This window comes from Stenotrophomonas sp. 85239_Sma, from assembly GCF_056481725.1.
Window position 1 is genome coordinate 487,272 of sequence record NZ_CM151163.1, and the last position, 11,975, is coordinate 499,246.

Genomic DNA, 11,975 nt, shown 5'->3' on the forward strand with positions numbered 1-11,975 from the left:
CTTCCCTGAAGGGTCAGTAGGCAGGTTGCAGCGTCAGGTCGTGATGGTGTTCGGTCTCGCCCACATGGTTCAGGCGGCCGACCAGTTCGGAGTGCTGCTTCATCCGCCCGATCTCGGTCATGATGCGGATGTCTTCATGGCGCAGTTCGCGCTTGGCGGTAACCGCCTGCTTGTAGTCCAGCACTTCCGGGTAGTGCTCGGCCAGGTCCAGCGCCTCGGCCACGTGCTCGACGCTGTCAGCCTTGGAGCTGATGCGGGCGCGGCTGTTGAAGGCCTTCATCCAGCGCTCGAAACCGGCGGTACGGTCGAACATGTTGGCCATGAACCAGATCACGAACAGGATCGAGATCCACGAACCGAACACCACGACCACGCGGGTGAAGGTGATGTGGTAATCGTCGCGCCACAGGTAGTTGGTGATCAGGCCGAGGATCAGCAACGAGGCCGCCTGCCAGCCGACGATCGAGGCGATCAGCCACTGGCACTTGGCCTGGGCCAGCACAGCCACTTCATCGCGGATCTGCTGCTCGCTGAGGCTGCGCCAGTGCGCGACCTGTTTTTCGAACGGGCTGCTGTAGAGCTCGTTGTCGCGAAGCAGTAGTCCCAAACCCTTGAACAAAGCAATCATGGCTGGCTCCTTGTGGAACGTGCGTCGATCAGCGTTGGACGGTGTGGCGGGTTCAGTTCTAGCACTTCCAGCGAGCCGTGCAATGGGCGCAATGCCAAGCGGCGCAAGGGTTTTGTCTGAATGGGTGAATCTTGTTGCATGGCAGCATCGCGGTCGTAGCCTGCGACAGGATGTCGCAGGGTGAAACGTGCTGCAGTCGCACATGAAATCGTAGCTGAGCGCGGAGACTCGCCGCCGCCGTCGTGATCGCCCAGAATCGGTGTCGACCGCGCAACGTGCGGCCGTTCCTCCGCCTTTCCTGGATCTGCAATGCCGGCTCTGCTGCAGCGACTCTCCCGCCCCGTCACCGCGCCGATCCGGCGTTGGGTACTGGAGGCCTTCCCGCGTGGCCAGAGCGGCATCGATTACGACCATCCGCAGGGCGACCCGGGCTGGTTCGGCCCGGACAGCGTGACCTGGCGGCTGCACGCCGAATTCCCCTCGATGCTTGCCGGTGGCCTGTGCGCGCTGATGCTGCAGACGCTGCACCCCCGCGCGCTGGCCGGGGTCTATGACCACTCCAATTTCCGCCAGGACCTGGTGGGGCGCCTGCGCCGTACCACGGCCTTCGTTGCCGGCACCAGCTATGCGCCCACCGGCGAGGTGGAGGCGCTGGTGGCCAAGGTACGCCGCATCCATGCGCAGATCCGCGGGCAGACCGCGCAGGGCGAACCCTACGCCGCCGATGATCCGCAGCTGCTGACCTGGGTGCACGTGACCGAAGCATTCGGGTTCCTGCAGGGTTTCCGTCGTTACGGACGCGAGGTGCCGGCACCCATCGCCGATCGCTACTACGACGAATACCGCTGCGTGGCCGAGGCGCTGGGCGCGGTGGATGTGCCGCGCAGCGAAACGGAAGTGGCGGCGTACTTCTGTGCACGGCAGCCGGAGCTGCGCGTCGACGAACGCTCGCGCGAGGTGCTGGAGGTGCTGTCCGGGGTGCGCCTGCCGGTACCGGTGCCGGGGTTGTCGCGCGAAGTGTTCCTGGGTGCGGGCGCGGCACTGCTGCCGGACTGGGCCGAAGGCATGCTTGAACGCAATGCGCGCCAGCGCGCGCAGGCGGCAGCTTCAGCGAAGCTGATGCAGGGCATGGCGCCGCTGTTCCGCCGCGCGCTGCCCGATGGCCTGGCCAGCCGCGCCTGTGCGCGCATGGGCGTGCCGGTAGACGTCCTGCGCGAGTGGCCCGCGGTTGCCGGGTAGGTGCCAACCTTGGTTGGCACGTGTTTCACGCGGTGCCGCAGAAGCGAGCGGCTTCCGCAGTAGATCCACGCCATGCGTGGATGGGCGTTACCCGGCCACCTTCAACCCACGCAACAGCATTCCCAATGCCGTCGTTGCTTTGCGCAGGCGCGCATCACCGTCCTCGCCGTCGGCGATCCAGAACGCGGCCTCGGCCAGGCTGCCGTAGATCAGCGATGCCAATGCCTGCGCATCCACGGGTGCCACCACGCCCTGCGCGATCAACTGTTCGATCAGCTGCTGCATCGAGTGCACGCAGTGGCGCTGCGATTCCGGTGAGGCGCCACCGAGCACCGCGCGCGCGTCGCGCAGCACGATGCGCTGGATCTCCGGTTCCAGCGCCAATTCCAGGTAGGTGCGGCAGCGTTGCACGAAGCCGTGCCAGGCATCGTCTGCGCCGTCGCTGATCGCCTGCAGGCGCAGGTCGGTCTCGGCGTCGAGCTGGGCGACCACGGCTGCCAACAGGCCCTTCTTGTCACCGAAGTGGTGGTAGAGCGCACCCCGGGTCAGACCGGCCTGGGCAGTCAGGTCATCCATCGAGGTGGCGGCATAGCCATGCGCGCTGAATACCCGGCGGGCGGTGGCCAGCAGGCTGGCGCGGGTTTCTTCCATCTCGGCGCGGGTGCGACGGACCATTCGGAGCTCCTTACATACGCGGTGCATGATTATTTACATACGAGACGTATGAATGTAGCCTCTTATTCATACGCTCTGTATGTATTGTCGTGGCGCCGCGTGCGCCAGGCAAGCCGCTGCCCTGGAGAATTCGATGGCCACCCCCTACCGCGACCTGTTCGCCACCCCCGGTACCGCTGGCCTTGCCCTCGCGGGTCTGCTGGCACGCCTGCCATTGCCGATGACCGGCATCGGCATCATCACCCTGCTGTCGCAGCTGCGCGGCAGCTATGCACTGGCCGGCGCGGTGTCGGCCACCTTCGTGCTGACCTACGCGCTGCTGTCGCCGCAGGTGTCGCGCTGGGTCGACCGGCGTGGGCAGGGCAGGGTCCTGCCCTGGGCCACGGCGGGCAGTGCCACCGGGTTGCTGGCTCTGCTCGCCTGCACGCTGCTGGCCGCGCCGGACTGGAGCCTGTTCATTGCGGCGATGCTGGCCGGCTGCATGCCCAGCGTGTCGGCGATGGTGCGTGCGCGCTGGACCGCGATCCACCGCGGTCGCCCGCAGCTGCAGACTGCGTATTCGCTGGAAACTGTTTTCGACGAGGTCACCTTCATTGCCGGGCCGCCGTTGTCAGTTGGATTGTCGGTGGCGGTATGGCCACAGGCCGGCGTGTTGGCGGCCGCCCTGTTGCTGGTGGTCGGCGTCGCCGCACTGGTGCTGCAGCGGGGCACCGAGCCACCGCTGCGGCACTACGAAGGCGCAATACCCTCGCGCTCGCTGCTGCGGCAACCGGAGATCCGCCTGTTGGCGTTGCTGATGCTGGCGATGGGTGTGATCGTCGGCACTGTCGACATCACCAGCGTGGCCTTCGCCGAACAGCGGGGGCAGCCGGTGGCCGCCAGCGCGGTGCTGTCGGCCTATGCGCTGGGCAGCTGCGCAGCGGGCCTGCTGTTCGGTGCGTTGAAGCTGCAGGTGCCGTTACCGCGCCTGTTGCTGACCGGCGCTGCGGCCACCGCGCTGACCACGCTGCCGTTGCTGTGGGTCGGCAGCCTGCCGGCGCTGGCCGTGGCGGTGCTGCTGGCCGGGTTGTTCTTCGCGCCGACGATGATCGTGGCGATGTCGCTGGTCGAACAGCGCGTGCCCGAATCGCGCCTTACCGAAGGCATGACCTGGTTGCTGGCCGGACTGAACATCGGCGTGGCGCTGGGCGCGGCGCTGTCCGGGCAGAGCGTCGATGCGGGGGGCGTGCGCAGCGGCTTTGTCGTTGCGCTGGTGGCAGGCGGCGGCGTGCTGCTGTTCGCCGTGCTCGCGCAACGTGCACTGCGCCCGTCTGCCGCATCCACATCCCCTGAAGGAATCATCCCGTGAGCGCATCATCGCCTGCGCACGCCGCGCCTGTGCCCCGTCCGCCGTGGTGGGCGGTTTCCGCCGTCGGCCTTGCCACGTTCTCGGTGGTCACCACCGAAATGCTGCCGGTGGGCCTGCTGACCCCTATCGCCGACGATCTGGGTGCCTCCACCGGCACCGCCGGGCTGATGATCTCCCTGCCGGCGATGCTGGCGGCGCTGTTCGCACCGCTGGTGGTGATCGCAGCCGGTGGCATCGATCGTCGCCGCATCCTGTGCGTACTGCTGGGCCTGCTGCTGATCGCCAACCTTGCGTCGGCACTGGCACCGGGCATCGGCTGGCTGCTGGCCGCGCGCGTACTGGTGGGGTTCTGCATGGGCGGCATCTGGGCCATCGCCGGTGGGCTGGCAGCGCGCCTGGTACCTGCGCAGCGCATCGGCCTGGCCACCTCGATCATCTTCGGCGGCGTGGCCGCAGCATCCGTGCTGGGCGTGCCGCTGGGCGCGCTGATCGGCGACGCACTGGGCTGGCGCTGCGCGTTTGCGGCGATGGCGCTGTTCAGCGCGGCGGTGATGCTGCTGCATCTGCGCGTGGTTCCGGCGTTGCCGGTCACCACGTCGGTGCGGCCGCGGCAGTTCGTGCAGCAGCTTGGCCAGCACGACCTGCGGCGTGGTCTGTGGCTGACTGTGCTGCTGGTGTCCGGGCACTTCATCGCGTTTACCTATGTGCGGCCGCTGCTGACATCCGTCTCCAGCGTGGAACCGTCGTGGATCGATGCACTGCTGTTCGCCTACGGCCTGGCCGGCATCGCTGGCAACTTCATCGCCGGGCCGATGGCCGCGCGGCATCCACGTGGCACGCTGCTGCTGATCGCATCGGGCCTGCTGCTGACGCCGCTGTTGTTCCTGTGGCTGGGCGGCACGCCGGCCGGCGGCATTGCGGTGCTGTTGCTGTGGGGCCTGGCCTACGGCGGCGTGTCGGTCGCCCTGATGAGCTGGATGATGAAAGCGGTGCCGCAGGCCGTGGAGATCGCCACGGCGTTGTATGTCGCAGTGTTCAACATCGGCATCGCACTGGGCGCATGGGGCGGTGGCCGGCTGCTCGATGGCATCGGGCTGCACGCCACGCTGTGGGCGGCGGCGGTGTTGGCTGCGAGCGCTCTGCTGATGGCGGCCACCACCCGCAGGTAGATCCATGCCGTACCAACCAAGGTTGGCACCCACCAGAGCGGGGCATGTGCCAACCAGGGGTGGCCGCTACCGGGAAATGAAACGGGCGCCTTGCGGCGCCCGTTCGATTCACATCACCACACCTTGACCCGCTTGTCCGGGGCCAGGTACAGCTTCTGGCCTTCCTTCACTTCGAACGCCGGGTACCAGGCGTCGATGTTGCGCACGGTCAGTGCGCGGAACTGGCCCGGTGCATGCACATCGGTCAGCAGCGAATTGCGCAGGGCCTGCTCGCGGCTCTTGCTGCGCCACGCCTGGGCGAAGCCGAGGAAGAAGCGCTGGTCCGGGGTGAAGCCTTCCAGGGTCTGGCCCGGCTTGCCCTGCAGCGACAGCTGGTAAGCGTCGTAGGCGGTCCCCAGGCCGGCCACGTCGGCGATGTTCTCGCCCAGGGTCAGCTTGCCGTTCACGTGCACGCCGGGGAACGGCTCGTAGCTGCTGAACTGCGCGGCCAGCGCATCACCGGCCGCGTTGAACTGCTTCAGGTCTTCGGCGGTCCACCAGTTGTGCAGCTTGCCGGTCTCGTCGAACAGCGCGCCGGCGTTGTCGAAGCCGTGGCTGATCTCGTGGCCGATCACCGCGCCGATCGCACCGTAGTTCACCGCATCGTCGGCGGCGCCGTCGAAGAACGGCGGTTGCAGGATCGCGGCCGGGAACACCAGGCGGTTTTCCAGCGGCACGTTCATCGCGTTGATGGTCTGCGGCAGCATCGCCCACTCACTGTGGTCGACCGGCTTGCCCAGCTTGGCGATGTTGCGCTGGTACTCGAACAGCTCGGCGCGCTGTGCATTGCCCAGCGGGTCATCGCGGCGGATCTCAAGGCCGGTGTAGTCGCGCCACTTCTCCGGATAGCCCATGCCGACGGTCAGGCCGTTCACCTTGGCCTTGGCACGTGCCTTGGTCTGTGGCGACATCCACGACAGTGCATCGATGCGCTTGGCGAAGGCGGCGATGATGTTCTTCGCCATCTCGTCCGCGCGTTCCTTGGTCTTGGCGTCGAAGTGCTTCTCGACATAGCGCTTGCCGATGGCTTCGCCGACCGCATGGTTGGCGTCGTCCACCGCGCGCTTCCAGCGGTCGCTCTGCTGCGGCGTGCCGCTCAGCGCGGTGCCGTGGAAGGCGAAGCGGGCATCGGCGAATTTCTTCGGCAGGTAAGCGGCGGCACGGTCCAGCGCGTGGAAGGCCAGGTAATCCTTCCAGACATCCAGCGGCTCGGTGGCGACCAGCTTGGACAGGCCGGCCACGGCCTTGGGCTGCCACACGATGAAGTCCTGCTGCTTGGCCAGCGCGGCTGCGTCGAGGAAGGCGTTCCAGTCCATGCCCGGCGCCTTGGCAGCGAAGTCGGCCTGGGTCCAGGGGTTGGCACCCTTGGTCACGTCGTTGGTTTCTTCCTGGGTGGCGTGCGCCTGCGCGATCTTCGTTTCCAGCGCGAGGATGCGCTGCGCCTTGCCGGCCGGGTCGGCGACGCCGGCCAGCTGCAGCATCTGCGCGATGTAGGCCTGGTACTGCTTGCGCAGTTCGGCCATGCGGCCGCCGCCCAGGTAGAAGTCGCGGTCGGGCATGCCCAGGCCGCCCTGCACCAGGTAGGGCGCGGTGCGGTCCGGCTGCAGCAGGTCCACCGACACCCACAGGCCGAACAGCCGGTCGGTGTAGAAGTTGGTGGCGTTGAGCAGGTCGACGTCGGCGCGCAGGTCGCCGCCCAGGGCGCGGGCCAGGCCGGCCTTGTCGGCAATCGCATCGATGGCCTTCAGCTGCGGCTGCACCGGCGCGATGCCGTGCTGCTCGATGCCGGCTTCGTCCATGTAGGCGGCGTAGTAATCGCCGATCAGCTTGTCGTCACCGCTGGCCTGGGTGTTGCCGGCGGCCCCTTCAAGGATGGCGCGGGTATCGGCCAGGGTCTTCTCGGCGATGACGTTGAAGCTGCCGAAGCGCGAACGGTCGGCCGGAATCTCGGTGTTCTTCACCCACGTGCCGTTGGCGAAGCCGAAGAAATCATCGCCGGCGGTGATGCTGCGGTCCATGCCGCTGGCATCGAAGCCGAAGCTGCCCAGCATCGGCTTGGCCGCTGCGGGTGCGGCATCGGCCGGCGCGGCGGTACCGGCGGCCGGTTCGGCCGGGCGGTCGCAGGCGGCCAGGGACAGGCTGGCAACGATGGCCAGCGCCAGGGTGGGACGGCGCAGCTTGGACATGGACTTCTCTTGCAGCGGAAAACCCCAAGTCTAATCCGCTCCGGCGCCACTGGCCGCCCCCCCTGCAGGTCCCGCCCCGTGCAGGATCTGGCTGAACGCGCAGACGCGATCTTCACGCCGTCACCGGGGTGGTGCATGCTGGACCCCGGAGCCCTGCGCGGACACGGGGAGGTGGCCATGCAGGACGGGGTCAGGCGTCAAGAATGGCGTCCGCCGGCCGTTGAGGTCGGGGACGTGGAGGATTCGTTCGCGCATGAAGCCAGCCGACTGCACAAGGAAGATCAACCGATGCCCGCGCTGAAACGGGCGTTGGCCCGGCCGCTGCGCGCCATCACCTGGGGCGGCGTGCTGCTGGGCGTGCTGCTGGTGGCCGGCCTGGCCACCATGCTGGCCAATGACCACCACCGTCGCCTGGAAGCGGCGCAGCGGCAGAGCCGTGCGCTGGCGGTGGGCAGCGAGCGCCTGCTGGCGCTGGAGCTGCGCAACCTGGAGCGGGCCATGTCCGGCATCGCCACCGACGCCGCCGAGCTGTTCCGCAGCGTGCCGGCACAGGCGCCGGCCCTGCTGGATGCCTCCATCGGCGGCGTGCTGCGCCGGCACGCCGAGCTGCACAGCATCGTAGTGCTCGACAGCCATGGCCGACCGCTGACGGCCGGCAAGGGCGACCTGCAGCTGCCGCTGTGGACCGACCCGCAACGCCGAGGCCAGGGCAGCGCGCTGTATATCGGCCCGCCGCAGCGGGCCAGTGATGGCGGCTGGGTGGTCCCGCTGGCGCTGCCGATGGCCGGCGACCGCTGGCTGCTGGCGCGGCTGCGCTGTGGCGAACTGCAGCGCATCGTCGGTGGCCTTGATGTCGGCCCCAACGGACTGGTCTCGATCAGCGACGCCGAAGGCTACATGCTGGCCCGCGTGCCCGACCCGCACGGCACGGTGGGCCGCCGCTACGATCTGCCGCGCCGTGACCTGCTCGGCAAGCAGGCGGTGGTCGAGCTGGGCAGCCTGCCCGGCGTGGTCGACGGCGTGCCGCGCATCATCACCATCAGCACGCTGGAACGCAGCCCGCTGGCGGTGCAGGTCGGCTTGGCCGACGAGGACGTGCTGGCGCCGTGGTGGCCGTACCTGCAGGCGTCGGTGGCGATCATGCTGGCCTACATCGCGGTGTTGCTGGTGCTGCTGTACGCCGTGCGCCGCAGCACCCGCAGCCAGCAGGCGATGGCCGAGGAGCTGAAGACAGGCCACGCCGAGCTGCGCCTTGCGCATCAGGTCGGGCGTGTCTGCACGTGGTACGTGGACGAGGATGCCGCACTGCTGCGCTGGTCGCCGCTGGCGCGCGAGATCTTTGGCGTGCAGACCGATGCCCTGCCGGTCGCCGATTTCTTCGCACGGGTGCATCGCGATGATGCCGCGCGCCTGCAGCAGGCCTTCGACCAGGCCTTCGCCGGTGGCGCGGTGCTCGACCAGGTGTTCCGCTTGGTATTGCCCGGGGGTGCAGTGCGCTGGGTGGGCGCGCGCGGGCAGCGGGTGGAGGTGGCCGACAGCGAGCGCCGCATGATCGGTGCGCTGACCGATCTGAGCGAGCGCTACCAGGCCCGCGAGCAGATGAGCGAGGTGGAACGCCGCTTCCGCCTGTTGTTCGACCGCAACCCGGCGCCGTTCTGGGTATTCGACCCGGACACGCTGCGCTTCATCGAGGTCAACGATGCCGCGGTGCGCCAGTACGGCTACAGCCGCGACGAGTTCCTGGCGATGAGCATCCTCGACATCCGCCCGCGCGAAGGCTGGGATGAGGTGAAGGGGGCGATCGCCAAGGCCCGCGTCGGCGAGCTGCAGGACGCCACCGTGCGCCTGCACCGGCGCAAGGACGGCAGCGTGTTCGAAGTGCGTGCCCACCTGTCCAGGCTCGACTTCGATGGACAGCCCGCGTGCCTGGTGCTGGCCGAGGACGTCAGCGAACGGCTGGCCTACGAGCGTGACCTGGCCTACCAGGCACGGCACAACCCGGCCACTGGCCTGCTCAACGTGCGCGCCCTGACCGAGCAGCTGGACGAGCAGCAGGAGGGCTACACCATCGCCTTCGTGCAGCTGCGCGGCCTGCAGCTGGTGGCCGATACGCTGGGCCGCGAGATAGGCGATGCGGTGCTGCAGTCGATGGCGACCCGGCTCGGTGGCCTGGGCGCGCGCTGTGGCACGCTGGCATTCCAGCCGGCGGAGGACTTCGTGTTCGCCATCGGTGCCGAGCACGATACCCAGCGCGTGCTGGACGACCTGCTGCAGATCGTGTCGGCGCCGATGCGTGGCAAGGACTCGCTGCATCAGTTCGAACCGCGCATCGGCGTGGCCGTGCACATCGCCGGTGACGGCCACAGCGCCGAACAGGTGATCGGCATGGCTGCACAGGCCGCGCACGCGGCGCGCGCCGAGGGCAACGTGGTGGTCTGGTTCGACGCGGCGGTGACCACGCGCCTGGCCGATCGCCTGCGCCTGGCCGGACGCATCCACGCCGCCATCGACAACGAGTTCCAGCTGTATTTCCAGCCGATCCGGCATGCCAGCGATGGCAGCCCGGCCGCGCTGGAGGCCCTGCTGCGCTGGCCGCAGGCCGACGGCAGCTTCATTCCGCCCAACGAGTTCATCCAGCTGTGCGAGGACACCGGGCTGATCCTGGCGCTGGGCCGCTGGGTGATCCGCGCGGCGGCGAAGGCGCAGCGCCGGCTGGTCGAGGCCGGTTGGGGCGAGCTGCCGATCGCGGTCAATGTATCGGCGGTGCAGTTCTTCAACAGCGACCTGGTGGCCGAGTTCACCCGCGCCCAGCAGGACTTCGGCCTGGCCCGCGGTGCGCTGCACGTGGAACTGACCGAGAGCAGCCTGATGCGCAAGCCGGCGCAGGCGATGCAGACCATGCAGCGCCTGCATGAGCAGGGCATCAGCGTGTCGCTGGATGACTTCGGCACCGGCTATTCCAGCATGTCCTACCTGCAGCACCTGCCGCTGGACATCCTGAAGATCGACCGCAGCTTCGTCGCCGACGTGGAAACCAATCCACGCAATGCCTCGATCTGCCGCGCGCTGCTGTCACTGGGCCACAGCATGGGCCTGACCATCATCGCCGAGGGCGTGGAAACGCCGGGGCAGCTGGACTGGCTGGCTGCGCACGGCTGCGACCAGGTGCAGGGCTACCTGCTGGGGCGGCCGGCACCGCTGGAACGGATCATCGACGCGCTGGATGAAGTTCCTGCCTGAGCGGGTTTCGCATCTGCCGGCCGCTGGCTGGCAGACGCCAGACTCGGCTATACCCCGGCTTCCACCAGATGGTCGATGAAACTGCGCACTTTCGGTGCCAGGTGGCTGCGGCTGGCATAGACCGCGAAGATGCCGATCGGCGAGGCCTCCCACTCGGGCAGCACGCGCACCAGGCGGCCATCGGCCAGCGCGTCTTCCAGCAGGAAGTCGGGCTGCAGGATCACGCCCATGCCGGCGATCGCCGCTTCGCGCAGCACGTCGCCGTTGTTGGCGTGCAGCAGGCTGCTCACCGAGACCTTCACTTCGCCGCCCGGCCCCTGCAGCGGCCAATGGTCGCCGGCGGCCCAGTAGCTGTAGCTCAGGCACGCGTGCGCCTGCAGGTCCTGCGGTGTCTGTGGGGTACCGCGTGCGGCCAGGTAGGCCGGCGCGGCGCACAGGCTCACCCGCGATTCGCCCAGGCGGCGCGCGATCAGCGTCGGCCCGGGCTCGCGGGTGATGCGGATGGCCACGTCGTAGCCTTCCTCCACCATGTCCACCAGGCGGTCGGACAGGGCCAGGTCCAGCTCCACCTGCGGGTAGCGTTCGCGGTAGCTGGCCAGCAGCGGGCCGAGGCGGGCGATGCCCCAGCTGACCGGTGCGTTGATGCGCAGCGTGCCGGAAGGCTCCAGCGCCTGCGCACCGATGCTGGCCTCCAGCGCGTCGAACTCGGCCAGCAGGCGCACGCACTGGGCGTAGTAGGCGGCGCCGGCACTGGTCGGGCTGACCCGTCGCGTCGTGCGGTGAAGCAGGCGGGTGGACAGGCGCTTTTCCAGCGCGGCGACCTGGCGGGTGACGCCGGCAGTGGACAGGTCCAGGGCCTGGGCGGCGGCGCTGAAGCCATTGCGATCGACCACCGCCACGAACACGCGCATCGCCTCGAGGGTGTCCATTGTTGCGCCTTTTGAAATAAATACGGTCAATCCATCGTATTTATCGGCTCGCGGAGGCGCAATAACCTGTGCCCACTCCCTTCAAGGTGGTTCCCCATGCACACCACGACCGCTCCGGTTTCTCCGCTGGCCCCCTACGGCGCCACCCTGCTGCGCCTGGCCCTGGGCGTGCTGTTCCTGGTCCATGCGCTGACCAAGCTGCTGGTATTCACCCCGGCCGGTACGGCGGCGTTCTTCGAGTCGCTGGGGCTGCCCGGCGTGCTCGGCTACCTCACCATCGGCGCCGAGCTGGTGATCACCGTCGCGCTCCTGCTGGGCGTCTATGCGCGCTGGGTGGGCCTGGTCGGCGTGCCGCTGCTGCTGGGCACCATCGTCACTGTGCACGGTGCCAACGGCTTCGGTTTCGCCAATGCTGGCGGCGGCTGGGAATACCCGGCGTTCTGGGCGCTGGCGCTGGTGGTGCTGTTCCTGGTCGGCGATGGCAAGTGGACCCTGCGTTCGCGCTGATCGCGGCCTGACCCT

At 68.5% G+C, this 11,975-nt stretch carries 9 protein-coding genes; 5 read left to right on the forward strand and 4 right to left on the reverse strand.

Annotated features, from left to right (window positions below):
- Positions 1-13: 13 nt before the first annotated feature.
- Entirely contained in the window at positions 14-628 is a 615-nt protein-coding gene (locus ACYKG1_RS02225; protein ID WP_014035825.1) for a hypothetical protein, read from the reverse strand.
- Between the two features lie 309 nt (positions 629-937).
- Here ACYKG1_RS02225 and ACYKG1_RS02230 point away from each other — a divergent pair, with 309 nt between their 5' ends.
- A complete protein-coding gene (locus tag ACYKG1_RS02230; RefSeq protein WP_478471719.1) occupies positions 938-1,867 on the forward strand; it encodes an oxygenase MpaB family protein in 930 nt (309 codons plus the stop codon).
- A gap of 87 nt (positions 1,868-1,954) precedes the next feature.
- Here the strand turns inward: ACYKG1_RS02230 and ACYKG1_RS02235 are convergent, their stop codons facing one another.
- A complete protein-coding gene (locus ACYKG1_RS02235) occupies positions 1,955-2,542 on the reverse strand; it encodes a TetR/AcrR family transcriptional regulator (RefSeq protein WP_478471721.1) in 588 nt (195 codons plus the stop codon).
- A 133-nt stretch (positions 2,543-2,675) separates the two neighbouring features.
- On the opposite strand from ACYKG1_RS02235, the gene ACYKG1_RS02240 reads away from it, so the two are divergent.
- A complete protein-coding gene (locus ACYKG1_RS02240; RefSeq protein ID WP_478471722.1) occupies positions 2,676-3,890 on the forward strand; it encodes an MFS transporter in 1,215 nt (404 codons plus the stop codon).
- Positions 3,887-5,059, forward strand: a complete 1,173-nt coding sequence (locus tag ACYKG1_RS02245) for an MFS transporter (protein WP_478471724.1) — start codon at positions 3,887-3,889, stop codon at positions 5,057-5,059. The genes ACYKG1_RS02240 and ACYKG1_RS02245 overlap by 4 nt, the downstream gene beginning before the upstream one ends.
- Positions 5,060-5,172: 113 nt before the next feature.
- Here the strand turns inward: ACYKG1_RS02245 and ACYKG1_RS02250 are convergent, their stop codons facing one another.
- Positions 5,173-7,284: a M13 family metallopeptidase gene (locus ACYKG1_RS02250; RefSeq protein WP_100471145.1), complete on the reverse strand. Its 2,112-nt coding sequence runs from the start codon at positions 7,282-7,284 to the stop codon at positions 5,173-5,175.
- 177 nt (positions 7,285-7,461) lie between these two features.
- Here ACYKG1_RS02250 and ACYKG1_RS02255 point away from each other — a divergent pair, with 177 nt between their 5' ends.
- A complete protein-coding gene (locus tag ACYKG1_RS02255; RefSeq protein ID WP_262083013.1) occupies positions 7,462-10,524 on the forward strand; it encodes a bifunctional diguanylate cyclase/phosphodiesterase in 3,063 nt (1,020 codons plus the stop codon).
- A gap of 47 nt (positions 10,525-10,571) precedes the next feature.
- Here the strand turns inward: ACYKG1_RS02255 and ACYKG1_RS02260 are convergent, their stop codons facing one another.
- Entirely contained in the window at positions 10,572-11,453 is an 882-nt protein-coding gene (locus tag ACYKG1_RS02260) for a LysR family transcriptional regulator (protein WP_100471147.1), read from the reverse strand.
- 96 nt (positions 11,454-11,549) lie between these two features.
- Between ACYKG1_RS02260 and ACYKG1_RS02265 the strand changes: the two genes are divergently transcribed.
- Complete coding sequence (locus ACYKG1_RS02265) at positions 11,550-11,960, forward strand: DoxX family protein (RefSeq protein WP_100471148.1); 411 nt, start codon at positions 11,550-11,552, stop codon at positions 11,958-11,960.
- Positions 11,961-11,975 lie beyond the last annotated feature (15 nt).

Coding starts and splice junctions, on each gene's coding strand:
- ACYKG1_RS02225 (WP_014035825.1), bottom strand. CDS start 628: ATGATTGCTTTGTTCAAGGGTTTGGGACTACTGCTTCGCGACAACGAG.
- ACYKG1_RS02230 (WP_478471719.1), top strand. CDS start 938: ATGCCGGCTCTGCTGCAGCGACTCTCCCGCCCCGTCACCGCGCCGATC.
- ACYKG1_RS02235 (WP_478471721.1), bottom strand. CDS start 2,542: ATGGTCCGTCGCACCCGCGCCGAGATGGAAGAAACCCGCGCCAGCCTG.
- ACYKG1_RS02240 (WP_478471722.1), top strand. CDS start 2,676: ATGGCCACCCCCTACCGCGACCTGTTCGCCACCCCCGGTACCGCTGGC.
- ACYKG1_RS02250 (WP_100471145.1), bottom strand. CDS start 7,284: ATGTCCAAGCTGCGCCGTCCCACCCTGGCGCTGGCCATCGTTGCCAGC.
- ACYKG1_RS02255 (WP_262083013.1), top strand. CDS start 7,462: ATGCAGGACGGGGTCAGGCGTCAAGAATGGCGTCCGCCGGCCGTTGAG.
- ACYKG1_RS02260 (WP_100471147.1), bottom strand. CDS start 11,453: ATGGACACCCTCGAGGCGATGCGCGTGTTCGTGGCGGTGGTCGATCGC.
- ACYKG1_RS02265 (WP_100471148.1), top strand. CDS start 11,550: ATGCACACCACGACCGCTCCGGTTTCTCCGCTGGCCCCCTACGGCGCC.